Raw genomic sequence first — 26,590 nt, forward strand, 5'->3', positions numbered from 1 at the left:
TGGCAAAACAACAATCAGGTCGCCAAAGACGTTATGCAATCGGCTGAATCTGATATTGGATTAACCGATGAACAACCAGCTCCGGAAGAGCCAAACTCAGATGAGATCAACCTGACAACTAAAACCAACTTCTAACGGCTGACTGTCAGATCAAGTCGTGGCTATTACAATTGACTCTCTCTCCACAAATCGTTGATATAACTGGCCTTTATATTCTTCCGCAACTTTAGAATATCCTTCTTTTTGGCTGGGTTTGATTGCTGATCATCAGGAGATGTGGTTAATTCATAGTATTGTTTTCTATGAAAATTCTTTATCTGATCCAACTGAAATTCTTCCTGAAGAATAATTTTCTTCAAGGGATTATTGTTCATGGCATCGACAAAAATATCAGCTCTCTTCTTACTTAATTGCCTATAAATTAACCTGACATTCAGTATGCACTGATAGGCCCTGGTTCTGGAAGTTAACATTTCAGAATCATTAGACTTTTCCATACACGGTACTACTAATTCTTTCTCTCTTCCAGCACTTCCAGCACCTCTTCTTCCAGGGCTACTTTAAACTTGTTAATCTTACTTTTATCTAGTTCATATGATGAAATGGAGGGCAGGGGGAGATCAACTATTGATCTAGATTCGAGTAAATCAGATAACTTCTGAGACTCGTATTCAAGCGCCTCTTTTAATGCTACTAATAGTTGTTCTTCTTCACCTAATTGATGATATAAGAATTGCAATATCGATAGCTCCTGGATCATGGTCACCCCATTATTAAATTATCAATGTAAGTGGCGAGTAACCTTACAAATTAGTTTAATCTACTTTAATGATTTCTATTCGCACCTTATGGTTCCGATCACCTTTGGTACAACGAAATCCACTGTTAAAGATACTGGAACTGGTACCAGTGAACGATTTTTTTGATCTATTAACCACTCCATGGGTAGGGCAAGACTGATAATAATACCCTCGCCCATCCTCAAATGAGATGACTTCTGCTCCTTCCAAGGCAACGGCTTTATACGTAGATTCGGTTGAGTTATCCTGAGGGGATACAGAATTTTTAGATTGTTTTTTTTCCGCCTTGGTCTTAGTGGTATTTTCTTTTTCTGGGTTAGGTGATTTATCTGGATTGGTACATGAAAAGCAACAGATACATATAAATGCTGTAAATAGAATACTCAATAATTTCATACACATAAATTATTGGTTATTGGCAAGAAGAGTTACTGACGTATTAAGATTTATTACCGATAGTGTGAATTATTCCTCCTATTCCAACAATTACAAGTCCACCTACAGTATACATTGTAGTTTCAACACTTGAAGCCCCCATGCCACTTTTTACAGCACTTATAAAAGTCAGTAGGGCTCCCATGCCCATAATAACATATGCACCTATATTCGTAGATTTTGATTCTTGATTACTCATAATTTTTTATTTAGTAAGTTAATAATTAGGATTTCATATTTGACAATAGCTTCGTTGTGCTTTTGAAATAGTTATTAACTTTCTCCTCATAAGACTCCCTGATGTCTTTGGTAGCGTCCGATTTATCAAAGGAGACACTTATAAATAATATCAGCAAAACAATTTCTATAAGGGTCCCCCAGGTTAATAGATGATTGACATTATTACCACTGTCAGCCAAAAATCCTGCAATGATTATTAAAATTATTGGAACAGCTGATACTGCAAACATCAGTAGATAATATAAATCGGTTGTATTCTCTACATCTTCGATTTTTGTTGAAAGATCTTGCCCTGAATCTATGTTCGTTATGCTTCGGACATATTTAAGTACTTCGATATCTGTTTTATTTTGGACAGGTGATCCAGAAAGTCTTCTTCTTATGTGCCCCTTATATCTCTTGAGTATTTTTTCTATTCTATCTACGAATTCAGCTTTAATAGAATAAGGTTCAGCCTTTTCTAGGATGGATCTAATCTCAGGGAAATTCAAGGGAGCATAATCTCCTGTATATTCGTCGATTTTTTTACCTTCCAGTTTCTGAGCTAGTTCCTCTATCTTATAATTAGCTTTCAAGGTTTCTATTTGAAATAGGATCTCTTCTTCAAAGAATTTCTTATCGGATATATTTTCTAAGAAATAAATCACAGTTTCGCTTTGCCTTTTGGATAAAGGCAAGGTTACATATTGAGTATTTGTAAATAAATTATCTTCAAATAATACAGAGTGATAATGCTGTAACTCTTCTAGCAATAACTCACGACGACTGCTTTCATCACGTATCTTTTTTAGCCCCTTTTCAAGTTTATCAAAATCATATTTATCCCCCTTTTTATAGTTGATTATCAACTTTCCTATCGTGGAAATTGTGACTCGATTCTCATCTATAAAAAGTTCCATATCCTCTAGGTAACTAACAAATACGTCATAACCCTTTTGGAATTTTTGAATGGAAGAGGTGAGTTTATTATCTAGCTTAAGTAGATAATCATGAAAATTGATGTCTTTAATGACATCTTTACGTGAATCAATATAGGCAAGTACACAATTGGCCTCATAAAGATCTTTGCCCCTCTGAAATTCACTTTGATAATCCGAGTTCTGTAACTTTTCAAGGAGTTGAAATAACTTTGGGGTGATATCTAATAATTCGCCAGTCAATTCTTCTTTTCTCTTGCTTTCCTCTTTTAAGACCTCTTGTTCTTTCTTTAAAAGTTTGAGTTCCTTTTTCTTAAGATTATTTTCTTCCTTTTGAAGCTGAGCAGTTTTAGCCTGGAGTTGAGCTAACGCCTTTTGTCTTTTTGCAATTTGTTGGTTCTGCAAGGCATTCACTGCTAGCCCTGCAATCCCAATTTTTCCTTTATTTTTTTCAAAAAAACTGTCGTCTCTTCCCATGAATATCTCCTCTGAAAGTTAAATATTCTGATCCCCTTAATAGTCATAATAGGGTAATATAAGCCAACGTATAAAATGTATATTTATCAATCATAATATATAATAAATATATTTTAACTTGGCAAGTACCCTGTTCACTTATTTCGTCTCGCTGTGTATCTATTCATCTATGGAAAAACAGCGAGTACAAAAACTATTTGGTGAAGGGATTTACGAAGTAAGAATGAGTAAAAACCTGAAACAATCGGATGTGGCTGAAAAGGGGAGGTTGGATGTAACCTATGTATCAGATTTAGAGCGAGGCAAGTATATGCCTTCCTTACTTACAGTTTTAAAGCTAGCAAAAGGGTTAGGAGTTTCCCCCTCAGAACTAATAAATACTCTCCAGGACAAAGATTTAGGATAGTTATTAAAGAGCTATTAGAGCTTTGATATTTGTATAGGTTTGGTCCGTTCCATACATTTCGCATCTTATTATAATGTGTAATATCATAATGTACACACGTTGGTATGAAATTTACTCCTTTTGATATTTTAGATCCAAAAGTACGTTGGAAACCATCGGAGCAGATAACCTTAGAAGAAGAGCAACAGCTACTACCACCATTAGTCCTTAAAATTCGAAAAGAGGTTCAAGAATGGAGAGAGAGCGGATATAAGGGGGCTTCCAAAACTACAAAGAGCCTTTTCTCATTTTGGTTTGACGTAGAGCATGAAGTTGACGGAAATAAGTTTCAGTATTTTTTCAGCCAAAGGGAAGCAATAGAGTCCATCATCTACTTGTATGAAATTAGAGAAGCACATGATAAATATGATCTCATGCGCTTTGATAATTCAGGCATGGTTTCAACAGGCATGTTTGATGAAACGTGGACACGCTATGTCATTAAAGCGGCTACGGGTTCTGGAAAGACGAAAGTTATGGGGTTGGCTATTGTTTGGTCATACTTCCAAAATCTCTACGAAGAAGACTCAGGGCTTGCGAAAAACTTTTTGGTAATTGCACCTAATATCATTGTTTTGAACAGGCTCAAGACTGATTTTAAAGGTCTCAAAATGTTTCGCAATGAACCTTTTATTCCTGGAAATGGCTTTCAGGATAAATGGTGGGAGAATGATTTTCAACCTACTTTGCATATTCAAGATGAGATAAAACCACTCAGCAAAAAAGGAAATATCTTCCTCAGTAATATTCATAGGGTTTATATGACAGAAGATTCTGAACCTACCCTTGAGGAAGAGTTTTTAGGAAGTAAACCTAAAGCTGATGCTGATACAGATAATGGTATTGATCTGGATGAGGTTTTACGAAGTAAAGAGTTAGATAATTTGATGGTACTTAATGATGAAGCCCATCACATCCATGACAGTAAGCTCCAGTGGTTCCAGAGTATCCAGGATATTAATAATAAGATGAAGCTCCAGTATGATCGTGGACTTTCCCTACAAGTAGATTTTACGGCTACTCCAAAGGACCAAAAAGGGAATATTTTTGTACAGACGATTAGTGACTATCCTCTTGTCGAAGCTATTAAACAAAATGTTGTTAAAACCCCTGTTCTGCCTGATGAAGCAAGCCGTAGTAAATTAGAGGAGAAGGATTCAAGCGATGTTGTAGAGCAATATCGGGATTATATTGATCTTGGTTATCAGGAATGGAAGCAACAGTATGAGGACCTAAAAAGTCAGCGAAAGCCCATACTTTTTGTCATGGCTAATAAAACCAAAGAGGCTGATAAAATAGCAGAATATCTTGAATCCCATTATCAAGAGATGAAAGATAAAGTTTTGGTGATTCATACTGATAGAAGTGGAAGAATAAAAGAGGATGTGAAAAGTCGTCAGGATGAGGTTGAAATGCTACGTAAGGCGGCCAATGAGGTTGATGATCCGAACTCTCCATATAGGGCAATTGTGTCGGTTCTAATGCTACGGGAGGGGTGGGATGTGCGAAATGTCAGTACCATCGTTGGACTCCGCCCTTTTTCTGCTGATTCCAAGATTCTACCTGAACAGGCTTTGGGCAGAGGATTACGAAAAATGTTTGATCTCAAAACGGAAGAGGAGTTAGTGGTTGTTGGAACAGATCCGTTTATTGAATTTGTGGAGTCAATTAAGACTGAAGGAGTGGAGTTTAATTACCGTCCAATGAGTTTAAAGTCTCCTTCGGATCAGAAGAATCCTATAATTGTTGAAGTGGACGAAGATAATCCTGAAAAGGATTTAGATGAGCTCGATATTGAACTTCCCATAATGACACCACGTATTTATCGAGAGTATAAGAATTTAGAATTGATTGACTTGGATCAGTTCTCATTTGATCCGATTTACTATAAAGAATTTAGCGAAGAGGAAAAACGAGAAATAGTATTTCGGGATCTGGATGGTAACGTATCCCATGCCACTGAGTTTAGTGGCTCATTGCCGAATTATCGGAATATGGTTTCATTCTTTACCCAAAGTATTCTAAAGGATAATCGCTTAGTCAGCGGATTTAATGTTTTATACCCAAAGGTGGAATGTTTTATTAGAGAGGACCTCTTTGGTCGAGAAGTTGTTCTTGAAGAGGCAAACACTCTAAGGAATATGTCTCGACCTGAAGTACCCCAAACTATTAAAAGCACATTTAAGAAAGCGATTGATGAGTTAACTGTAGAGGATAAAGGGACAGCTGATATTCAACGCCACATTAAACTCAGGGATGTTAAGCCGAAAGTCTTCAGCAATCGAAAATTTGTGAAGCCTTCAAAAAGTGTTTTTAATAAAGTAGTCTCTGAACATGACAATGAGTTCGAATTATCTTTTTCTTCTTTCTTAGATAAGCTCAGTGGTGTAAAGAGTTTTGCAAAAAATACCACTGCCGTAAATTTTACAATGGAGTATCAGAAAGAGGACAAGAATATCAGTAACTACCAGCCTGACTTCTTTATAAAAGCTGAGGATGAAGAATCCGTTTACATCGTTGAAACAAAAGGCAGAGAAGATCTAGATGCTTTTAATAAGTTTAACCGCTTAGAACGATGGTGTAAGGATGTTAATGAAGCGGGTGCAAAATACACCTACAAACCTATTTATATTCAGCAGAATGAGTGGGAAGAGTACAAGAAAAAAATTAAACACTTGGACGATATTGTGAACCTATTTCCCCAATCAATTGAAAAGTAAACAAGCCAAGTTATGAGTATTGAAGAACTATCTGATAAGGAGAAGAATAAAATAATTGACCTTATCAAAAATGATGAAAATTTGCCTAAAGAGTATATCTATAAACTGTTCTCGAATGATGAAGATGTATTTCTTTTCTGGAATGGTAGAAATGAGGAGATATCAAATATAGTACTTCCGTTTCATTCCATTGAGCACATTGATGAGCCACGTAAAGAAAAATTACAAGGGTCTGGTGAATTATTCGATATTAGGGGAAGACAAATTGAGGGTTGGACAAATAAGTTAATTTGGGGTGACAATAAACTAATTCTTTCTTCACTTGTAAATGGCCCATTGAGAGAGGAAATAGAAGAACAAGGTGGTTTAAAGCTGATTTATATTGATCCCCCTTTTAAAGTAGGAGCAGATTTCTCTTTTGATATTGATATTCAAGGTGAAAACGCAACTAAGAAACAGTCGGTACTAGAAGAAATAGCATATCGAGATACTTGGGGTCGGGGTATTTCATCATATTTGAATATGATGTATGAACGGCTAAAGCTAATGCATGATCTGTTGGATGAGGAAGGAAGTATTTATGTGCATTGCGATTATAAGGTTAGTGCGCATTTAAGGATTTTGCTAGATGATATATTTGGTACCCAACATTTCCAGAATGAAATCATCTGGAAAAGGTCTACAGCTCATAGTGACAGTGAGGGTTTTGCAAACCTCCATGATACGATCTTTTATTATACCAAAAGTGATAAAATATCTTTTGATGTTCAGTACAAGCCATATTCAGATGAATATATTGAAAAATACTATAGACATGAAGATAAACGTGGGCGTTTTTTAGATCGTGATTTATCAGCTAAAGGATTGAAAGGTGGAGGATATAGATATAAATGGAAGGGAAAAGAAGGTTACTGGAGATGTCCCAAAACAACAATGGAAGAATATGAAGAAAAAAATCGAATTTACTATACATCCAATAATACTCCACGTTATAAGCAATACTTAGATGAGATGGATGGTACACCAGTTCAAGATATTTGGACTGATATAAATGCCGTTAATTCTCAAGCAAAGGAAAGGTTAAATTATCCAACTCAAAAGCCTGAAAGCTTAATTAATAGAATCATAAAAACTAGTACGAATGAAGGTGATTTAGTTGCTGATTTCTTTTGCGGTAGTGGAACTACCTCTGCCGTTGCTGAAAAGTTAAATCGTAAATGGATCTTATCTGACTTAGGTCGATTTGCTGTTCATACCACACGTAAACGAATGATAGAATTACAGAGAGGTTTAAAAGACGAAGGAGAAAACTATAGAGCCTTTGAACTACTCAATTTGGGCAAATATGAACGACAACATTTTTTTGGCGTACCAACAAATGTCTCTGGGGATAGGCAGAAGAAAGTATTAGAAGCCAAACAAGAAAAATATGTAAACTTAATTTTAGAAGGATTTTCAGCAGAAAGAGTGGAAGGATACAAATATCTACATGGCAAACGTACCACACGCTTTGTACATGTAGGGCCCTTGAATATGCCAGTAACCCGTGACCTTGTTGAAGCCGTTTATCAAGAGTGTAAAGATGACCTTATTACACAAGTAGATATCCTTGGTTTTGAGTTTGAAATGGGGTTAGCACCATTTGTTGAAGAACAGATGAAAGATAAAGGGGTAGATATTCGCCTGAAAAATATACCTCGTGAAGTGTTTGATCCCAGAGCAGTGAAGAAAGGTCAAGTTAAGTTCTTCGATGTTGCATATCTGGGTGCAGATACCAAAGTTAATGATAAGGAAGTTCAAGTTACCCTTTCTAATTTTGTGACCAGTTATACCCAAGATGATATTGAAGACGTAGAAAACAATCTTCGTAAGGGGAGTTCAAAGGTTATTATAGACAATGGTGAAATTATTAAAGTCACCAAAGAAGGAGATGGTATTTATGACAGGGAACCATTAACCAGTTCATGGACGGACTGGATTGATTATTGGGCAGTAGACTTCAATTACGAAAGCAATAAAGAAATCATAAAAGTCGAAGAGGATGGTGAGTTAAAAGAAAAGTGGACAGGCAATTACATCTTTGAAAACGAATGGCAAAGCTTTCGCACCAAACAGGATAACGAACTTGAGTTAACATCAGCCCCTCATGAATACAAAGAGCCAGGTCGTTATAAGATCATGGTTAAGGTAGTAGACATTTTAGGAGTAGATACTTCTCAAGTGTTTGAAATTGAAGTATAAAAATTAAATTTAGATTAAACGAAAGAGTAAGGCTCATAAATACTATCAGTATTAGTCAATAAATTTAAAATAAGAGGCTTACTCTATGATATTATAGATTACCACTCATTAAAAGTCTTTGCACATTTCGAGCCCTATTAAGGCTTCATTCTTGTCATTTTTATCCTGCTCAATCATATCCCTATAAAATTCAATGACATTATAGTACTCTGATCTGCCTGAAATCTCCTTTACTTTTTTGATCTGGAGCTCAGGAAAAGACTCCAGAAAATTGTTGGTAAGCATAGGGTGAAGGATATCCAGATAAATTTCGTAATCATCATATAGCCAAGTTCTGAAGCATAAAGTTTTAATATACTGAGTGAGAATACGTGCAGAATATGTATAGGGATTATCTTGTGTTACATTTAAACTTTTCTGATAAATATTAAACAGATCCATATGTATGGGTAGGAGAGTGTTATCAAACCAATCATCATATTCATCTCTGGTCGAAATATTAACCAACTCATTTAAATTTATTTGCTCCAGATAACCAACGAGCAATTTCTTAGATCCACTTTTAAGAAGACCCAAGTTTGAAGGGGTTAAAAGTTGATTTCTGGCAAATTCGTATGAGTCTTCAATTAGTTTGTTTAATAGCTCAGTCTGTAGCATTTGTTTCTTAATTAATAGGAAATATTCCGTTTATATTAATTATCGCTATAATGAAAAGTGGAGGAATTAATTATTAGAGAAGAGGTGAATCTCATAGAAAGGGGAGGGGTATTTGATCTAATCAGAGGGGGAGTATCTCTCGCTACTACAACACCGACAAAATATATTATCCATCGACATTATCTGTATTATTGGCTTCTCTTTATTAAAAATAATATGACTTTTAGCTACTGTTATGAGCCATAGGTCTATTTCTTGAATATAATCCATTCGATGTGTACCATAGAAAACATATGAATAAGTTTAGGTAATATGGCCTATTAAACTATAACTTTAATTTGAATTCATGAGAGAATTAGATCTTTTCGGAGAAAAAAAGGTTGATGAATTTAGACTCTTCAGATCTGGGGGAAGAGTAATACTGGAATGTACAGTTGTTGAAAAATGGGGTTGTATAATTGATCATACCCTTTCATGTGGTAACGAATGGAGTAGACGAGTAAAACGAACAACTGGTATTAGCCAGAAAGAAATTAAGAGTCTTGAAGTAGTTGCTTCAACTTCATTAGGATTTAGCGGTATAGCTGAACTCAAAGCTTCAATAAACTCACAAACCACAATTGAGTATGGATTTGAAACATTATACGAGGAAGAAGATGAGTACTCCTTTTCAGCACCAGACTGCGGAAGTCTTAGGGTTTTAATATATCAAAAATACAGACTTTTTCAGTTTAATTATACTGATACACGTTGGCTTCATGGTGATCAATGGAGAAAAGAAATTAAAGAGTGGATACCCAAAGTTCGAGATGAATCTAAAAAAACAAAAAATATTCCTAATTGTGGTTGTAGTTCAGAACCAGAAGAGGGTATTGACGGTTTATTATTTATTGAAATGGATAATATAGAGATCTTAGAGGGGTACATAATTGAAAATGACGGTAAAGTATTACTTCAAAAACTAAACAAGAGTATACAAGTTGACACTGACCTATGGCCATACGAACTGGAAATAGATGTATCATCAGCTTCAATTCCAGACTATCTATTATATTTTACCTTTGAAAGATCTAAAGTGTTTCGAGCAAGAATAACACCTATTGATATTCGTATGCCAAGAGGGGAACTGGTGTTCGAATAAAAACCAAAAAAGAAACCTGGCCAAATGACCACGGCATCAAGCGGTCGTGCCTCGCCATTTTCTTGCCTCCCTTGTATTTAATAGTTAAAATCTGTTCATGTTCCTATTCATTGAGAATACTTACTTTTCAAAAAAATGGTGGAGAAATTTACCCTCCGAATATTAACGATATATAAAGGCCCTGTATATACTCCAAACCCACATAAATCCCCTTTCAGTTATGAAAATATTGATTTAGTAAATTGGAACAATATTAAATTAAAAAAGAAATAAAATACGGCTAACCTTAGCATTAACTCGGACGCATCTCGTCTACCTCTTGCCACTCTTGGCTTTAAGATTCTTCTTTCGTTAGTTGCTAATTCAACTTTTCAGTGCGTGCAACTTATGCGTAATGTCATTAGGTTAACTTAGAAATCCAACTATGTTTCCATCACCTTCACAATTCGAAGAATACTTAAATCAATTGGAAAGTTTAGACTTGGAAGAAGAAAATTCTGAGGAAGCTTTGGACGATCTATTTCAAAAACTAGAAACTCTTCCAATTGTATCTTATCCGCTTCCTTCAGATTTCCCCATGACAAGAGCAAGGCTTAACAATGATGGTGAAAGATTTGATCATGTTAGTCAAGTTTGGCATAAACCTGAAGAATTAAATAACGGGTTTGGAAGAGCTAGCAATCCAAACAACAATGTTTTGTATTGTGCATTTGATCCTTACCCAGATAATAAATCAACAGATAAACCAGTTGAAAGAATTACAGCTTTATGTGAAGTCAGTGATATTTATTTCACAAATCCAGATGAGACCATTTCAGAAACCGTTACTTTTGCTCGGTGGTTTCCTGGTCAGCAACTTAATTTGGTTTGTCCATTTGATTTTTCAAGATTGAGTTCTGAAAGTCCGATACTTGAAGACATGAACCAAGCATATTCAAATATTGTCAATGAATATGAGGAGTATGAGGATCAAATAACTCGGTTTCACACATTTATTGCTAATCAGTTTGCCAAACATCCTATTGAAGAAGAACATGAATATAAAATAACTGCACTATTCACTGAAATGATAATGGAGAAGGGGTTTGATGGCGTTATTTACCCTAGTGTAAAGACTGATCTTCGTGGATTTAATGTTGCTGTGAATAGCAATATTGTTGAAGATAATTTTAATCTTTTTGCAGTCTGCGAATGTACTCACTATTTGAAACAAGACTATAGTTTTGTGAATAATGACTTACTAACAAGTGAAATTAAGGAAGATGGTTCATTTCAATTATTACCATTAGAACATCCTTATACATTGCCAGAAGAACAGGTTCAAAAAATTATAGAAAGTAATATAATTTAACCTAACCCAAGCATTAACGCGGGCACGCCTCGCCAGTTCTTTGTTCCTCTTGGTTTTAAAACTTGTCTTTCGTTAGTTGTTATTTCAAAATTAATCCGTGCACAGGTTATGAGCAATGTCGTTAGCCATATTAATTAAGGGAGCTATAGCATGATCATCTCAAGTTTAGAAATTGAAAATTTTAGATGTTTTAAATCCCTCAATTTAGATATTGAGCAATTAACTAGCATTGTTGGTGAAAATGGTGTTGGGAAAACAACAATATTAAATGCGATTCATTTTGCGCTTAGTCCATACTATCTATCTAGTCGGATCAGTATCTCTGACTTTCATCACGAATCAACAGAAGAGATTTCAATAGTATTACGATTTGACGAAAGCTTTATAGCAAAATTGCCAGATGGTTGGTATAGCAGAGAAGTCCCCTGTATTGGAGTTGCTCTTGTAATAAAAAAGAGGAAACGAGCTACTTCTGGTAAAGCTTTTTCAGACGGATTCACAACCTATCACTATCTTATACCTGATGACAGCGATTCAAAGGTAACCAGACATGAAAATGGTTGGTCAATGCCTAGAAAAATGGATTCTAGTGATCGATTCAAATTTTCGCAAAGACATTTGTTAATTAGAAATGCTGAAGAAACCGAACTTCCCAAATCCTTTTTATTTGATAAAAATAGAGAAAATCAGGCGAAAATAGGTTTCAATTCAACACTTCAAAACTTAACTGAAGACCTAAATTGGAGATTTAGAAAGAATATTGAGGACATTGAATCTGAATTAATCGAAAGTTGGGATGAAACTTACAATCTAATACTAAATAATCTAAGTGGGTCACAACTCAAAGCAACAATAAAACCTCTAAAGGAAAAACTGATTGAGATAATTGGTGATGAATTCAATGATCTTGAATTATCATTATTGAAATTGCAGGAACCCTTCTCCAAAGGTTTTTTTAGTCTTAGAAAGGATTCCCACCAAATTGAAAGAGATGCAATGGGATCAGGAATTTCCATGTTTCTCACTTTTTTATTTTTAGACATCATAAGCAATTTATCAAATAGACAAATTGTAATTATGATAGATGAGCCTGAACTTCATTTGCATCCTCAGTTCCAAAAGAAACTATATAAATATTTAGCTGATTCCGAGAATCAAATCATTTACACTTCCCACTCTGAAAATTTTATTGACATAGGTCTATGGAAGGGAATTAGAAGATTAGATAGAGACTTTGAAGTTCATCCGATCGAAGAAAATCTAAATGAAGAGCTAACTTATAGAGGACAAACAAAAAAAGTTAGTAGTCAATTGGATGATCTCCATAAGTATTATTTAAACAAGTCTAGTTTAACAAAAGAGCATAATGAAATACTTTTTGCTAGGAAGTGTATTTTAGTTGAAGGACCCATTGAAAAATATGCATTTGACGTCTTACCAACTGAATTCGGATACAACTTTGATGAACTAACCACTATAAAAGCTAATGGAAAAGGAAAACTTAAAAATATGCAATTAATTTGTAGAGCTTTTGGTATTCCTTATTTCACAATTTTTGATCTAGATGGAAACTCATTTGAAGATGATCAAGAGAATAAGGCTTTACAATCATTTGCATTAGGCGATAATTATTATGCTTTTGACAATTCGTTCGAGCATGTAATTGGAACTCAAAATGCTGATTATAAAACATCTGAATCTATGGCTAAGATTGAATCGTTGGAAGCTCTGCCTGAACCAATAGAAAGTTTATTTGAGTCGATTGATAGTTTTTTGTACACGTAATTAAAATATGGCTAATCAGCGCATTAAGGGGACAGGCCTCGTCATTTTCTTGCCTCCCTTTCATTTATTAGTTAACCTTTTATTCGTAAATAATTCAAAACGTTGGCTCTTGCCTCCTATGCGCAAGGTCATTATACCTCTAACTCAAAATTAGATAGCTTTATTTAAATGTCTTCTAAAGTTACGCCAAGATTAATAGAATTAACTTATGAAGCCGCCCTTAAATCATTCTGGCGTAAAAATGCCTTAAAAAAATTTCTTAGAGCATCTCATATATCGGAATCATATTTAGCAACTTGGGATCTTGAAAATGAAACAAAAAGAGATTTTCTGGATAGAGCATTTATAAAATTACAGACAAGCAAAAAGGGCCAAGCCGTAATAGAAAAGATGTCCAAGAATCTCTCAGAATTTAAGTCATTTCCTGATCTTAGAAATTGGGAAGATTCAGATGAGAAAATATCAAAAGCATATAAAGCAGTTGAGGAACTTAAATACTACTTGAAATCTCGAGAAGAAAAAGCCCAAAAAGAGAAAACGAAACAAGAAATCAAAAAAAGAGCAAGAGAAAAGCGTGCTGAAATTCAGAGATCCCTTAATGATAAAAAAAAGCTACAAACACGACTTGATTCTCTTCATAAAGAAGTCGGAACTCGAGAAGGAGGCTACAAATTTCAAAAATGGTTTTATGACTTTCTTGATTATTTCGATATCGATAATCGAAAGCCATATAATTCAAAGGGGCGACAAATTGATGGTTCCTTAACACATAATGGAACTACGTACTTAGTGGAACTAAAATTTACTGGCAACCAAACTGATGTTACGGAAATCGACTCACTGAAAACAAAAGTCGAAGACAAAGCAGATAATACAATGGGTATTATGGTTTCCATTTCTGGCTATTCATCAGTAGCTATCGAAAGTGCATCTGGAAAAAGAAGCTTACTATTGTTACTAGATGCCCAACATATTTATATGGCGTTAGCGGGCACGCTTAAATTTGATGAAATAATTTCAAGGGTTAGAAGGCATGCTTCACAAACTGGTGAATCTTTTTTAAAAGTCTCAGGTTTCGGTGGATAAGAGGTATACCCCCCATATTAAGGGGAAGCACCTCGCCAGGTATTCCCAATTTTTGGCTTTTTAGCTGTTCATTCATTATTTAATTAATCAGTGCTTTTACTTGCACACCTTATGTGTAATGTCGTTATATGGCTAAATAGGGTCCAATGAATCAAGTACATTCCGAAAAAATGAATGAAGAAAAGAAATATGTTCTCAAATACTGGATAAGCACAGAGAAGTTTAGTAAAAAAGGATTCTCTGCTTATATCGATTCTGCATTCGGGAAAATCCTACCAAAATTAGATCGTAAGATATATTTAAAACAGGAATACCTAGTTCTAAAAATAATTGGTAATGAAAGAAATATTGATGCTTGCTATGATAAATTAAATCTTAATCGTAAATGGGCATATAGAGTCCAAGATGACCTTGGTGAATCTTTACGTTTAAAATCATATCGCATTTTGGCAGATCTTGAATTATCCTTTAGAGAATTTATAAATCGTGCGATGATTGAAGTAGGAGGATTCAATTGGTGGAACACTTTGATACCTGACAATATCAAAGAAAGAGTAAATCAGGTTGAACAAAAAACTGATGACAAACAAGTAGATAGCCAACATGCGTTGGAATTCACTCATTTTGATGACCTCATAAAAATTATAACTGCTGATTTTCAAGAATTATCCGATGATGAAAATATTTCAGTTAATAAACTTTCAGAAATAATTTCTAGCTGTTCAACTTTTATAGAGTTTAGAAATGAGCTGAATGAGAGAAGAGAAGTCATATCAATTTGGGAAAATGTATTCTCAAAATATTTTGAGAATAAGGAAGAATGGCTTGATTTAAGAAAAAGGATTGAAACTGACATTATTCGAACAAGGCATAAAGTCATGCATCACCGAATGCTTAGACTCTATGAAGTTCGTAAATTAAAAAAGTGTAGTGAAGAAGTTCAAAGGGTAATAAAGCTTGCAAAACGTGGTCTAACCAAGAAGGAATTACAAGAAGCAAGAGAGAATTTGCATCGTATATCCGAAAATTTTCGAAACTATTTCAACAATGTTATATCCAATAATTTCCTAACCCAAATAAATAGGTTTGATGTACAAAACGAAAAATTGGTTGAGGCTTTAAATAAGAGTATAAAGAATCCAATTATAGACTCTGATTTCCTAAATATTATTAATTCAATCGACTTGTCTACCTTTAATCAGCTCCCTCCAACACAAAGTGATAGAGGTAAAGATAATACTGACTATGAAGACAATGAAAAGGATGATTCAGATGGAGAGGATACAGATGAAAAGAAGCCAGGTAACAAAGAATGAAAAATAGAAATCACGAATTAGCAACCTAACTCCTTTGACCTTTTCAGGGCTTGCCACTTTCTGGCTTTTTAGTTATCCGTTCATTATTTAACAAATCAACATTTTTACGTGTGAACGTTATGCGCTAGGACGGTTACATTTTCTAATTCACTAAAGAGATGAAATTATATCCAAATAATCCAACATTTGTATGGGCAGTTTCGATAAGTGCAATTACTCTCTCTTTTTTAGCTATTTCTGTAATTCCTCTTTTTCTTTATGATGGAGTAAGATTTTCTCCAACCTTATTGATTACCTGGCTAACAGCGTCAGCAATAATTCTTACACTTGCAGTTTCCTTCGAAAGTTTACGCGAATTAAAAGGATCAAGGGAACATCAATTCGCACCAATTTTAAACATCAGTAAGCTTGATTATAACAATGATTTTTCAAATCAAGAATCTAATGTTCATAGCACTCATATAACGTTTTACATTCGCAATTCTGGAGAAGGCAAAGCAATTAATGTTAAAAATTATATTTATTTAAGAGATAGTGATGATATTCAGTGGGTTAAAAAGGAATTAGACTCATCAAATTTTGATTTAAAAGCTGATGAAAATGTTGAGCAAAAAACTACATTTGGAAATTTAACACACCCAAAAGGTGATAATCCTAACATTGTAATTGAATTGACATTTAATGACACACTTGGGAAAAAATATGATATAATTAAAACCTATAACTATTCACTTTTTGGTGGAATCGAAGAAACAAATACAGTTGATTCTTTAAAGTTAGAAGATGAAAAGAAAGTACAGACTGTAGAAAAGCGAGCTAAAGAAAAAGCAAAAAAAATGTCAAGGAAGTTTAAAAAAGATATTTCAGTTGAAGAAGTTGGATGTGAGAACCAGAGAGTTTATTTAGTTATCACTTACAATGGGAACAAATTAATAGATGGTGATTCCTTAATGTTTTCTACAGATACTATAGTAGAGAATATTTTTACTGGAATAGAAATTAAACTAGGAAACATCTAGTACGCGCTTTAGAGGGAACAAGCTTCGCCAATTCTTGCCAGCTTCAACTTTATTGGTTACCCTTTGTTTAATATGGCTTAATACGTTGGTTAGTGACACTTATTCTTAAAGATATATACAGATAGAAGACTATGCTACAAGCTGAGATATGGAATGACTGGGAAGAACATTACGAAAATATTAATGTTCAGTCAGGTGAAATTTGTAAAGATGGGATAATCAATAATGATAAATATGAGAAATCCGATCCGAAAATTCTATTCGTATTAAAAGAAGTAAATAAATATGGTGGAGGTGACTTATGCCATCTCTTAAAAAATGGACCTAAATATCAGATGTGGCATGCTGTAGCTCGATGGTCTGCGGGTATCCTAAATGACTTTCCTCCATTTAGTGATATAGATAACAAAGAATCGAAATATGAAGCAATTCATTCGATAGCTTCTATCAACCTTAAGAAAACAACAGGGAAAGCAAGTGCAAATAAAAAAAGAATCAACGCATTTGCTTATAGGGATCGTGAATTGTTATTGAAACAAATTGAACTAATCTCTCCAGATATAATAATTGCTGGGGGGACATTTGATATATTAATTTGGTTATTAGGTTTGGATATTGATCCTCAAAACCCTGAATATAAGCCAGTTACAGATTCAAAGCGCGATTTAAAAGTTGTTCCTTGGCGACATCCAGCTAGAGTTAATAACAAAAAAACATATCGAGAACTAAAAGAATTATTTAGATCTGCTTAGCTAAAATCGTTATAAAATATTTTTAGTTCACTAGATGTCAGATTCTTGTTGATCAATTCTGTGTACATTTATAATAAACGTTGGCTTGCAGTTTAACTATGTGAAAGGATATATGGTATTTCCACAAATTATATTGTTGACTTAGGTTTGCTTATTTGTCCCTTCGCTATGTTTTATGGAATACTAATTTCCTATTACTACAAAGGTTATCGGTGGAAAAAATTAAACAACATACGCAAATACCTTTAGCATTAGCTTTCCTAATTGCTCTATTAGATATGCCATATGGCTATTATGAGCTTTTGAGAACAGTATCTATGGTCCTCTTTATCATTTATGGAATTAATTCGAATAAAAAAGGTGAGGAATTATGGACATTCTTTTGGTTTGGTTCTGCCATCCTTATAAATCCAATATTTAAAATTGCCCTAGGTAGACTTTTATGGAATGTAGTTGATATAATTTGGGCGGCTATATTGGTTTATAGAAGTAAAGACAGGTAGATTAAGCTTCTTAGTGCATATGAGAGCATTCATTATAACCCTTCTAGAATGGCTTTTACTTACGTTGGCCCCAACAAATCAATAGGATATCATGAAACTTTCAATCAGTTTTGATGTGCCTGATTTTGATCAGTATGAAATTGAAATTCAGTGTCCTGTCTGTAGGCTTCATAACTGGGTTAAATTAGGAGAAATTAGAAGAAGAGAATTTACAATCTGCAGAGGATGTCATTATAATATATTGCTTATCGACCATTTAGGTAAGTATCAGAAATTCATACGTTCACTTGAGAAAACTTTTAATAACATTTTATAATGGATCAAGAATTAATTCAGCGATCACGTTATGTATTAAGATCAAGGGTAAGGAGATTACAAACGTGTCCAGACTCAATAATTCATAACAATTTTCAACAATTTATTAATTGGTTAAATAATCATCCGCTTTTTTCATCACTGATAATGAAACTTGAAGAGAGAGACGATAAATTCATTAACCAAATTGAAACTATTGCTGAAGAAGCTCCTGGGAAAAGCAGATATGATCCTGGCTCTTGCTCACCATCCACCATTACTGAGCATACTTCAATGTGTTATCAAATAATCAAGTCATTAGCTCAAATGGATGATGACTTTGACGATCAACACTTTGAATTTTTGTTACGTTGCTATGCTGAATTTGCTACTGGTAAAGAGTATTACAAATTGGATGATGCATTAGAGGTTATAAGAGATCTTATTGTTGATAGTTTATACGAATATTTAGATGAGGAGATAGACTTCCGAAATAGTATTTATCTACTTTTATTGAAATACAAACAGAGATCAGAATGGTTCAGGCGTAATCGTCTTTCTAAATATGCCAGTAATGGGCTAGAAAATCTTGAAGGGGAGAAAGCCTTAGCTTTTAATTTACAAGAATATGTTCTTGACCAAGGTGTTGAGTTCTTTGTTGAACCAACATCATCAAGTGGAATAGCTGATTTAGTTTTGAGAGACTCTCACGGTCAATATTTAATTATTGATGCAAAGTTTATAAAAGGAGGTAGTAGTAGTTCCACAATCATAAAAAAATTGGTTAATGGTTTTCATCAAGTCCATAGGTATTGTGAAGATTATAATGAAGATGCTGGTTTCCTAGTAACATTCAATCAATCAAAGTCTAAGATTTCGTTAGACTTAGAGATACTACATGGGTTTAATTACTTGAAATTTGGTGGAAAAGTTATTTATCACATTTTTATAAACTTGGCTTTTTTACCTTCAGCTAGTAAATCAGGTAAGGCAGAAGAAATAACAATAAGCCAGCAAGACCTCATTGAACAAATCAAGTAACGGTTATTTGCACTCAAGCATATTTATGTAAATGGATAGCCAAGCTCTTTTAATGTAATATTTTTAGAAACGTCCGTAACTATGATCCATAATCCCTTATCACTATTAAAAGTTGAGAACTGGTATCAAGGATTAATATTTATGGTAATAGTACTGTTTTTTTGTCTTTTTGGTTGTCAAAAGGCAAGGGAATCAACATTAAATGTTAGTAACGTAAATTATCAATTAAGTTATCATGATTTTAACCTGACAATTGGTTCTCAAGATTCTGACTTAACCCCTCCATGTAACATGTTAAAGTGTAATGAATTCCCTCAGGTCAAATTTTTTTTGAATTCGAACACAATTAATTTTGATGAATATTTAGATGAAAATCATGAATCTTCTAATCTATATTTTGATCACAACAAAGATATATTTAGAGAAGAATATTTGCTAAGTGATTATCTAATTGAATATTCATATTTAAGAGAGTACACGGATTTTTTAATGATAACGCCACTGAAATATATAGAGATCAAAGACATATTTAGAAAAGAAGTTGTAGAGGATATCAACCATTATGAGAGAAAGGTAACGCAGGATGAATATCTTGATGGAAGTCAGACTTTTGACATCACTAATATCCAGTTTGATGCCACATTTTTGAAAAGAGTTAACTTTGAACTACGTGGAGAACGGATTAAAACCATTATCGCTATTTATTAAGAAGTGTCAGATATCCAATCAAGCAAATGGACTGAGTTAATCGATCTTAGTATTACATATTTAATTTTAATGTATATCCTTATGGCTATTGATTATCCGCAAAACAAATGATTTGCTTAGTAATACGGAATATTTGAGATCCTATATATGAAAACAGACGTCAACGAAAAAACAATAGAAGCATTAGGAGAAGTCATCACAGGAGATGCGCAATTATCACCTTATAGATCTGGACCTGAACTTGTTAACTTTTTCAACCAGTTTGGACTTGATGATAGTTATGGAGGTGGTTTCCCTTCGAGATGGAAATATGCTGAAGAAAAAGTTCGTCACTTTAATGGTTCAAGCAAACTGACGTTAATTATAGAGGAAGCAGTAGATCCAAGAAATTTCTTAGGCACTAAATATGATATAGAAAATGCTGTTGAATACTTAAATGAGTATTTGTTCTACGAAGACTTAGAACTAAAGAGAAGAATCAAAAAGTATAAGCTGGTTAATTCAGCTGAACCTTTGGTAGAGATTGAGAATAATATTTTTACTACCAACGAAAATCCTAACCATGAATTTATTTCAGAGCAAATTGAAAAGTGTAGGGAGAAAATACAAAACCAAGATTTTGATGGAGCAATAACCAATGCACGTTCATTATTGGAGGCTGTCTTAGTTGAAATTGAAAAGAAATTAGTAACTGATCCTCCAAAATATGATGGCCAGATGATGAAACTTTTTAATCGAGTTAGAAAAAAACTCAATTTAGACCCTTCTAGAAAAAATCTTTCTAAAAATCTAAAAAAGATATTGAGTGGTTTGATTAATGTTGTATCAGGCCTTGCACCAATCCGTAATAAAATGAGTGATTCTCATGCTCGAGAATTAAAACCCAGTAAACATCATGCAATTTTGGTTGTAAATTCAGTTAAAACCGTAACGAATTTCTTATTCGATACTTTTAAATATCAGCTTGAAAAAGGTCTCATTAATCTCAATTAACTATGCTCATACACCTATACAATGTATTAAGGTGCACCTCGCCAGTTCCATGCCGCTCTTGGTCTTGAGTCTCATTTGCTAACTCAACATTCATGCGTGGGCACCTTATTCGCAATGTCCTTAGGTGGCTAATTTTAAAAATCATTTATAATGACTTTAGCAATTTCATGGATTAGAAAAATTTCAGATGGAAGCGAAGAATTGATTTTTGCATCTGATAGTAGGTTAAGTGGAGGGAGAAATTTAGATTGCTGTCCAAAAATATTAACATTAGCTCGTTCGGATAGTGCTATGGCATTTGCAGGTGATACTGACTTTTCTTTTCCTTTAATACATCAACTTAAACTTGCGATTGAATCTCACCAACCTTCATTAGATAGAGCAATGGATCTCCATAAAATGAAAGCACATGCTCTAAAGGTATTCAATAGTATGAGTGATTCAGTGCAAAGTTATGTAGAGGTTCTTGAAAATCCAGATACCTCATTCCTATTAGGTGGTTATTCGTGGGTAAATAAAGAATTTGCTATTTGGAAAATTCATTACAAAGAAAAAGAAAAACGTTTTGCCTGTAGACCTGCTAAAACGTGGATAGAAGATTTTGGGAAGATCGCGTTTATTGGTGATCGTGCAAAAGACGCTCAGAATAATTTAATAAAATTGCTTAAAGAGAAATATGGCTTAACTACAGAGAATGGAGCCTCTAAAAAGGGTTTTGATATGGAACCATTTGAAGTTCTTCGAAATATGTTAAGAAAAGCTGACCCCAATGACAGTATAGGTGGAGCACCCCAACTAGTTAAAGTCTACCAACATATGAATTGTCGTTCTGTAGGAGTATATTGGCCCAATAAATCTTCAAAGAATGTTTATTTGCTTGGTAGACCCTTATTCGACTATGAGAATACTGATAATTGGATAATGGATCCAGACAAATTAATTACATCTCATCCAAGGTTTTCTAAGAACACATAAATTTTTTAATATCTGCTATTTCCAATACGGGTCAGTAGTTTAATTGGCAAAACCCCTCTTTTTTTAACACATAATTTCAGTGTGTTAAAAAAAGAGGAGATCTAGGTTCGAATCCTAGCTGATCCTCTTTTATAATAACTTTAGCCATCTAGCCAGCGCATTAAACAGACAGGGCACGTCTGTTCTTGCCTGCCTTCCAATAGTTACTAAAAGTATAACTGTACTCTATTTAGAGTATACCCCAAATCGGTACATTTTTTCTCTACCATAAGTAGCCTTTAGAGTTAATACTTGCGTATTCAAGCACAATACCCTAAATTGAATACACTAATTAATAATTCAATGGGGTACAATCATGAAGGCTACCTATGTTAGAGTTTCTACCTTTGAGCAAAATATTTCCAGGCAACTTGAAGGAAAGGAGGGGGAGATTTACTGGGACAAAGTATCTGGAATGACAGCATTTAAAGAAAGAGAGGATGGAGCAAGGTTATTAAAAGATGCAGAAGAAGGGCTTATAGACACCCTTCAGATACACTCAATAGACCGCCTTGGGCGCGACGCCATCGATGTCCTTCAAACGATTAAGAGATTTACTGAATTAGGAGTAAATGTTAAATCGAAGAAGGAAGGATTAAATACTCTTCTGGAAAATGGAGAACAGAATCCTGTCGCTAAACTTTTGGTATCAGTCTTAAGTACTTTGGCAGAAATAGATTATAACAACAGGAGGGAGGCTCAACGCGAAGGAATTCAAAAGGCTAAGTTAGAAGGTAAATATAAGGGTAGGGCCCCTGGAACAGGATTATCTGATACAGATATGGTTGAAAAACATGCGGATATTGTGGAAGAACTTAATAAAGGGGAATCAATCCGTAGGACTGCTAAGCTGACTGAAAAGAGTAAGAGTACCGTACAACGTGTCAAGAAAGCTTTGGAAAGAATCGATGAAAATAGTTAAAGTTTTATTTTGGATATCAGATCAATAATTGAGACTGACTTTTTATTATCATTCTACTATACTAATATTCTATTTCCGTAATTAAAGGAAGTAGTATTTTCAACTCATTTGATTAGACTTAAAAGTTTTTTTGTAAAATTAATATAGTATGTGATCAATTGATAAAATTTATTTCACAAGCATTAAGAAGAATTACAAATACAAAACCATGGCAAAAGCAATTCAAGTAGGGGTATTAGTACTAACAATACTTATGATAATTTTAGTTTTACTAATGATGGGACAGATATCAGGGGTTGACAATGAAATAAGACTCTCTATAATCAATGATTTAAGTATTGTCATTGGAATGGCACTTATAGCTCTTTCTATTACGACATTGAAAAAGAAAAAGTCTGATTCCTTGGATAGAGAAGAATAGTTTAAATCTACTATTTTTGAGTAGTGCTCTCGTTTCTTAATCCTTAAATAGGATTAAATTTGTTAAGATTGATATTCTCTGTAAAATAGTTACTATTGATAGTCGCTACTCAATGCTAGTTAGAGCTATATAGTTTTAAACCTCAATATAAATTAAAATAATAATTCCAACCAGTATATGATTAGACAATGATTTTTCAGTAACAGGGCTAAATTCGAAGTTGGTTATTAGTTTATAAACAAGTGAGCTTATTTATCATTTTAATTATTTTGCCATTCAAGAGAAATATCTTTTAATATGAATTTAAAAAAGAAACTTTTTCATCCCGATTATGACAACTATTCTATATTAGCAAATCTAAAATTTGAGTCCAAAAGCATAGCAGATTTCAATAGTAAAATAAAAATAGCTCTTAAACATCCTTTTACTGACCATGTAATTAAAGCTAATCCTTTTCCGAAGGATTATTCAGATATACGTAAAGCTAGACAAGTACCCTTTACAAATAATATCGCTGGAGAACTTGGTTGGGTTTTACATGGAATCCTTCGATATAAAGCTGAGATAAAAGAATTTTTACTACTTAAAAGAAAATTTGATGAATATATATTAAAAGGTGACTATGAAAAATCATTAGAAATACTCAGCGATGTTGAAAAAAAAGTCGGGATCTCATTGTGGTCAATTGAGAATAGATTTCTAGTAAAAGAATGGCATGAAGGAAGTGAAGCAAATTGGGCTCTATTAAGTGAGATATCGGACCAAATTGATAGTGCTTTAATCCTGTTCATGGTTGAATGTTATAGTAAGAGAGCTGAGAAGAAAATATCATATTCGAGGTATAGTGATTTTATAAAAAGTAAAATTGATGGTCTTAATGATGAAGCTTTGAATGAATATTTCTTCTTTAGACTTAATTATCCTGCTTATAAAAACTATAGTCACTATTATCTATTTTTGTCTATTGAGAGTGGTTTTCCTTTAGTTGATAGATTTTTGTTATTAATTGACATCTTGTCAGAGGGGTTGAAAAACCCCGACTATAATGATTTGAGGCCCTTAAAAGAAGCTTTGAATAAGTTAGAGTACTTTAATGACCAGCTGTTAATTAAAAAACTCAAAACATTATTTCATGGAATTTTTGAGAGATTAGAAGGTTCAAAGGGCTGTATAGATTTATGGGATTTATATTCGAAGGGAAAATTTAAAGAATGTTTGAAGCTTTCTTATAAGGAAATTTTAAATAATCCAACGGTTATCGAATCATATGAGATTTATATAAAGTCCCTGATTGAATTAGATAAGGATTTTAAAAAAACAGGTCATTCAGAAATTATAGATGAAATACTTTCAAATTTATATTCTATTCTTTCAAGAGAAAATAATTTAGTAGAATCAGCAAGGAATTTAATGAAACTTTCTTCTGCATTTCATAATACATCTTGGGGTAAACAGGTACAGGGATTAACTATAAAGTATACAAGTAGAATTAATAAAAATTCTGATAATAGCTTTTTATATATAGTTAATTCAAAATTAAACAATCCACGAATTTTAAATTTATTAGATCAATACCAAGAACATCCAATAAAATATAAAGAAGGTTTTGAAAAGAAATACGGCAACCCACTATGTTATTCAATTAACAAGTGGATTGTAAATGGGGATTATGAGTCTATAACATCTAATCAGCAAATTAATCCCCAAAGAAAATTTATTTATCAGGGTAGAGCCTTAGAGAGAGGAAAAGAGTTTGAAAAATTAGTCAATCATTTGGAGGAGAAATATGAATTGCTTGACCTATCAAGAATTGAAGAAGAAGAGCGAATTAGACAATTATATAGATCTTATATAAAGATAGGTAATCACGAGCGAGCATTATTATTATATGTAGATAACTATTTAGAAAACAATCAAATTACAACCAGGTTTTCAAGCGATGCATTATCAGATATAATAAAAGAAGGGAATTCAGACAGTTTAGGTAAGCTAGTCGAGTTTCCTATTTTTTATCAGATCGCCAATACATCTGCATATTCTCAATATGTGGCTTATGATACATTTTTATCGACAAGTGGCTTTAACAAACCGTCAGAGCTTTACAATAGATACGAAGGTAGTAACACTAAGCTAATATACTTTTTGGATAAAGTATGCACTGTAGATTTAATGCAATATTCAATTATATTCAGTGGTCAAGATGAGGTTGAGAGTGAAAGGAGAAAGTTATTAAGAATTCTACTCAAAATTGATAGTGCAAATGAAGAAAAGTATATAAAGGAAATAGCTGAACTTACACAAACAGAAAATGTACGAAAAGCGATAAGAGAAGTAAATAAAGGAAGAATTACTGTTAATATACCACAGCTTAAAAATGATGAATCATCAAGTATTAAAGAGGGGTTTAACAGATATCAAGAGCTTTCTAAATACTCGGAAAATAATGAAGATGCAAAGGGTTTAGATGTTTCTACAAAAGCGATTAAGGGTTATATAGATAACCTATTAGAAGAAAAAAAACAGGATCCAGAAGGAATTACCAATGATCCAGCTTATATCTCTTTTAAAGCTATGTTTTTAGATTTGAGAGATAAGTTTTTGTTGAGCAAAGAATACGGTTTAGATGGGTATTTAAGTACAAGAATAAGGCATGGGACATTAGAAAATCATATTAGAAGTGTTTTTGAAAACCATAATTTAATTTCAGAAAGAGATAGTCAAGGTAAATATAAAGGAGTTGAATATTGGTCAGAAGTATCACCTGGTATTTTAGAAAGGAATCTCCAAAAACTTCAAAATGACTTGAAAGAATTTTCTCGAGAGATAGATGCGCAAATAAACTATATAACTCAAGAGTTAATACAAATTTATACTGACAAACATAACAGCAAACCTAATGCACTATTTAACTTTAACTTTACTCAAGAATATTTATGGATAGCATTTCGAACTGTAAAAGATAACATTAGTGATCAAGAGGAGTTCATAAATTTTGTTTTTAGGGAGCTTCAGTCACATACAGAACAAAGGTTAAAGGAAGTTAGGAAACAGTTTAAAGGAAATATTAAGAATGCTTTTATTAGTGAAATAGATAAGTTAGGTGAATCAATTGACAATTCTTTAGGCAATGGTTCTTACCCAGAATTAAGAAAATCTATTTTAAATAGTCGTACTAAAATTAATAATGAATTAGACCGAATAGCAGAATGGTTTTATTGGGTGTGTAAACTGAACTCTGTCCGGGCTGCTTATTTTTCGTGGTTACGGGTTAAGTCTAATGGTAGTCGATCGCCATATCGAATAGCCAGCTGC

25 protein-coding genes and 1 tRNA gene are annotated in these 26,590 nt (G+C 33.4%); 20 read left to right on the top strand and 6 right to left on the bottom strand.

What is annotated here, in order from left to right:
- Nucleotides 1-164 precede the first annotated feature (164 nt).
- Genes FN808_RS17885 through FN808_RS17905 form a run of 5 tightly spaced genes read right to left on the bottom strand, consistent with a single transcriptional unit; the run spans nt 165 to nt 2,869 of the window.
- The gene (locus FN808_RS17885; RefSeq protein ID WP_142715990.1) at nt 165-497 is read right to left on the bottom strand and encodes a hypothetical protein; all 333 of its coding nucleotides are present in this window, start codon (nt 495-497) and stop codon (nt 165-167) included.
- Nucleotides 498-508: 11 nt separating this feature from the next.
- Nucleotides 509-760: a hypothetical protein gene (locus FN808_RS17890; RefSeq protein WP_142715991.1), complete on the bottom strand. Its 252-nt coding sequence runs from the start codon at nt 758-760 to the stop codon at nt 509-511.
- A gap of 55 nt (nt 761-815) precedes the next feature.
- The gene (locus tag FN808_RS17895; RefSeq protein ID WP_142715992.1) at nt 816-1,196 is read right to left on the bottom strand and encodes a hypothetical protein; all 381 of its coding nucleotides are present in this window, start codon (nt 1,194-1,196) and stop codon (nt 816-818) included.
- A 43-nt stretch (nt 1,197-1,239) separates the two neighbouring features.
- The gene (locus FN808_RS17900) at nt 1,240-1,434 is read right to left on the bottom strand and encodes a hypothetical protein (RefSeq protein ID WP_142715993.1); all 195 of its coding nucleotides are present in this window, start codon (nt 1,432-1,434) and stop codon (nt 1,240-1,242) included.
- A 25-nt stretch (nt 1,435-1,459) separates the two neighbouring features.
- Complete coding sequence (locus tag FN808_RS17905) at nt 1,460-2,869, bottom strand: hypothetical protein (protein WP_142715994.1); 1,410 nt, start codon at nt 2,867-2,869, stop codon at nt 1,460-1,462.
- A gap of 169 nt (nt 2,870-3,038) precedes the next feature.
- On the opposite strand from FN808_RS17905, the gene FN808_RS17910 reads away from it, so the two are divergent.
- The 3 genes from FN808_RS17910 (at nt 3,039) to FN808_RS17920 (ending at nt 8,275) form a co-directional block, all read left to right on the top strand.
- Nucleotides 3,039-3,275: a helix-turn-helix domain-containing protein gene (locus FN808_RS17910; protein WP_142715995.1), complete on the top strand. Its 237-nt coding sequence runs from the start codon at nt 3,039-3,041 to the stop codon at nt 3,273-3,275.
- A 104-nt stretch (nt 3,276-3,379) separates the two neighbouring features.
- On the top strand, nt 3,380-6,034 hold the full coding sequence (locus FN808_RS17915) for a DEAD/DEAH box helicase (RefSeq protein WP_142715996.1): 2,655 nt from the start codon (nt 3,380-3,382) through the stop codon (nt 6,032-6,034).
- 12 nt (nt 6,035-6,046) lie between these two features.
- Nucleotides 6,047-8,275, top strand: a complete 2,229-nt coding sequence (locus FN808_RS17920; protein WP_142715997.1) for a site-specific DNA-methyltransferase — start codon at nt 6,047-6,049, stop codon at nt 8,273-8,275.
- A gap of 108 nt (nt 8,276-8,383) precedes the next feature.
- Here FN808_RS17920 and FN808_RS17925 read toward each other — a convergent pair whose 3' ends face one another.
- Entirely contained in the window at nt 8,384-8,932 is a 549-nt protein-coding gene (locus tag FN808_RS17925; protein WP_142715998.1) for a hypothetical protein, read from the bottom strand.
- Between the two features lie 346 nt (nt 8,933-9,278).
- Between FN808_RS17925 and FN808_RS17930 the strand changes: the two genes are divergently transcribed.
- The 17 genes from FN808_RS17930 to FN808_RS18005 form a co-directional block, all read left to right on the top strand.
- A complete protein-coding gene (locus tag FN808_RS17930) occupies nt 9,279-10,073 on the top strand; it encodes a hypothetical protein (protein WP_142715999.1) in 795 nt (264 codons plus the stop codon).
- A gap of 424 nt (nt 10,074-10,497) precedes the next feature.
- Entirely contained in the window at nt 10,498-11,424 is a 927-nt protein-coding gene (locus FN808_RS17935; protein ID WP_142716000.1) for a malectin domain-containing carbohydrate-binding protein, read from the top strand.
- Nucleotides 11,425-11,574: 150 nt separating this feature from the next.
- Complete coding sequence (locus tag FN808_RS17940; protein WP_142716001.1) at nt 11,575-13,209, top strand: ATP-dependent nuclease; 1,635 nt, start codon at nt 11,575-11,577, stop codon at nt 13,207-13,209.
- Between the two features lie 168 nt (nt 13,210-13,377).
- Complete coding sequence (locus FN808_RS17945) at nt 13,378-14,295, top strand: restriction endonuclease (protein WP_142716002.1); 918 nt, start codon at nt 13,378-13,380, stop codon at nt 14,293-14,295.
- A 146-nt stretch (nt 14,296-14,441) separates the two neighbouring features.
- Nucleotides 14,442-15,611 (top strand): hypothetical protein, encoded by a 1,170-nt coding sequence (locus FN808_RS17950; protein WP_142716003.1) that lies wholly within the window; start codon nt 14,442-14,444, stop codon nt 15,609-15,611.
- 158 nt (nt 15,612-15,769) lie between these two features.
- Nucleotides 15,770-16,630, top strand: a complete 861-nt coding sequence (locus tag FN808_RS17955) for a hypothetical protein (RefSeq protein WP_142716004.1) — start codon at nt 15,770-15,772, stop codon at nt 16,628-16,630.
- A 131-nt stretch (nt 16,631-16,761) separates the two neighbouring features.
- A complete protein-coding gene (locus FN808_RS17960) occupies nt 16,762-17,382 on the top strand; it encodes a hypothetical protein (protein WP_142716005.1) in 621 nt (206 codons plus the stop codon).
- Nucleotides 17,383-17,594: 212 nt separating this feature from the next.
- The gene (locus FN808_RS17965) at nt 17,595-17,885 is read left to right on the top strand and encodes a DUF6804 family protein (protein ID WP_142716006.1); all 291 of its coding nucleotides are present in this window, start codon (nt 17,595-17,597) and stop codon (nt 17,883-17,885) included.
- Between the two features lie 91 nt (nt 17,886-17,976).
- A complete protein-coding gene (locus FN808_RS17970; RefSeq protein ID WP_142716007.1) occupies nt 17,977-18,201 on the top strand; it encodes a hypothetical protein in 225 nt (74 codons plus the stop codon).
- Nucleotides 18,202-18,347: 146 nt separating this feature from the next.
- Nucleotides 18,348-19,220, top strand: a complete 873-nt coding sequence (locus FN808_RS17975) for a hypothetical protein (protein WP_185958494.1) — start codon at nt 18,348-18,350, stop codon at nt 19,218-19,220.
- Nucleotides 19,221-19,301: 81 nt separating this feature from the next.
- A complete protein-coding gene (locus FN808_RS17980) occupies nt 19,302-19,928 on the top strand; it encodes a hypothetical protein (protein WP_142716009.1) in 627 nt (208 codons plus the stop codon).
- A gap of 147 nt (nt 19,929-20,075) precedes the next feature.
- Entirely contained in the window at nt 20,076-20,921 is an 846-nt protein-coding gene (locus tag FN808_RS17985; protein ID WP_142716010.1) for an abortive infection family protein, read from the top strand.
- A gap of 150 nt (nt 20,922-21,071) precedes the next feature.
- On the top strand, nt 21,072-21,896 hold the full coding sequence (locus FN808_RS17990; protein ID WP_142716011.1) for a hypothetical protein: 825 nt from the start codon (nt 21,072-21,074) through the stop codon (nt 21,894-21,896).
- 28 nt (nt 21,897-21,924) lie between these two features.
- Nucleotides 21,925-22,022 (top strand) — tRNA-OTHER (locus FN808_RS19045).
- A 229-nt stretch (nt 22,023-22,251) separates the two neighbouring features.
- On the top strand, nt 22,252-22,857 hold the full coding sequence (locus tag FN808_RS17995; RefSeq protein ID WP_142716012.1) for a recombinase family protein: 606 nt from the start codon (nt 22,252-22,254) through the stop codon (nt 22,855-22,857).
- Nucleotides 22,858-23,065: 208 nt separating this feature from the next.
- On the top strand, nt 23,066-23,278 hold the full coding sequence (locus FN808_RS18000; RefSeq protein ID WP_142716013.1) for a hypothetical protein: 213 nt from the start codon (nt 23,066-23,068) through the stop codon (nt 23,276-23,278).
- Between the two features lie 297 nt (nt 23,279-23,575).
- Nucleotides 23,576-26,590, top strand: a 3,015-nt coding sequence (locus FN808_RS18005; protein ID WP_142716014.1) for a hypothetical protein, incomplete at its 3' end; no start/stop codon positions are given.

Source organism: Fodinibius sediminis (genome assembly GCF_900182555.1).
GTDB lineage: Bacteria > Bacteroidota > Rhodothermia > Balneolales > Balneolaceae > Fodinibius > Fodinibius sediminis.

Coding starts and splice junctions, on each gene's coding strand:
- FN808_RS17885 (WP_142715990.1), bottom strand. CDS start 497: ATGGAAAAGTCTAATGATTCTGAAATGTTAACTTCCAGAACCAGGGCC.
- FN808_RS17890 (WP_142715991.1), bottom strand. CDS start 760: ATGATCCAGGAGCTATCGATATTGCAATTCTTATATCATCAATTAGGT.
- FN808_RS17895 (WP_142715992.1), bottom strand. CDS start 1,196: ATGAAATTATTGAGTATTCTATTTACAGCATTTATATGTATCTGTTGC.
- FN808_RS17900 (WP_142715993.1), bottom strand. CDS start 1,434: ATGAGTAATCAAGAATCAAAATCTACGAATATAGGTGCATATGTTATT.
- FN808_RS17905 (WP_142715994.1), bottom strand. CDS start 2,869: ATGGGAAGAGACGACAGTTTTTTTGAAAAAAATAAAGGAAAAATTGGG.
- FN808_RS17910 (WP_142715995.1), top strand. CDS start 3,039: ATGGAAAAACAGCGAGTACAAAAACTATTTGGTGAAGGGATTTACGAA.
- FN808_RS17915 (WP_142715996.1), top strand. CDS start 3,380: ATGAAATTTACTCCTTTTGATATTTTAGATCCAAAAGTACGTTGGAAA.
- FN808_RS17920 (WP_142715997.1), top strand. CDS start 6,047: ATGAGTATTGAAGAACTATCTGATAAGGAGAAGAATAAAATAATTGAC.
- FN808_RS17925 (WP_142715998.1), bottom strand. CDS start 8,932: ATGCTACAGACTGAGCTATTAAACAAACTAATTGAAGACTCATACGAA.
- FN808_RS17930 (WP_142715999.1), top strand. CDS start 9,279: ATGAGAGAATTAGATCTTTTCGGAGAAAAAAAGGTTGATGAATTTAGA.
- FN808_RS17935 (WP_142716000.1), top strand. CDS start 10,498: ATGTTTCCATCACCTTCACAATTCGAAGAATACTTAAATCAATTGGAA.
- FN808_RS17940 (WP_142716001.1), top strand. CDS start 11,575: ATGATCATCTCAAGTTTAGAAATTGAAAATTTTAGATGTTTTAAATCC.
- FN808_RS17945 (WP_142716002.1), top strand. CDS start 13,378: ATGTCTTCTAAAGTTACGCCAAGATTAATAGAATTAACTTATGAAGCC.
- FN808_RS17950 (WP_142716003.1), top strand. CDS start 14,442: ATGAATCAAGTACATTCCGAAAAAATGAATGAAGAAAAGAAATATGTT.
- FN808_RS17955 (WP_142716004.1), top strand. CDS start 15,770: ATGAAATTATATCCAAATAATCCAACATTTGTATGGGCAGTTTCGATA.
- FN808_RS17960 (WP_142716005.1), top strand. CDS start 16,762: ATGCTACAAGCTGAGATATGGAATGACTGGGAAGAACATTACGAAAAT.
- FN808_RS17970 (WP_142716007.1), top strand. CDS start 17,977: ATGAAACTTTCAATCAGTTTTGATGTGCCTGATTTTGATCAGTATGAA.
- FN808_RS17975 (WP_185958494.1), top strand. CDS start 18,348: ATGAAACTTGAAGAGAGAGACGATAAATTCATTAACCAAATTGAAACT.
- FN808_RS17980 (WP_142716009.1), top strand. CDS start 19,302: ATGATCCATAATCCCTTATCACTATTAAAAGTTGAGAACTGGTATCAA.
- FN808_RS17985 (WP_142716010.1), top strand. CDS start 20,076: ATGAAAACAGACGTCAACGAAAAAACAATAGAAGCATTAGGAGAAGTC.
- FN808_RS17990 (WP_142716011.1), top strand. CDS start 21,072: ATGACTTTAGCAATTTCATGGATTAGAAAAATTTCAGATGGAAGCGAA.
- FN808_RS17995 (WP_142716012.1), top strand. CDS start 22,252: ATGAAGGCTACCTATGTTAGAGTTTCTACCTTTGAGCAAAATATTTCC.
- FN808_RS18000 (WP_142716013.1), top strand. CDS start 23,066: ATGGCAAAAGCAATTCAAGTAGGGGTATTAGTACTAACAATACTTATG.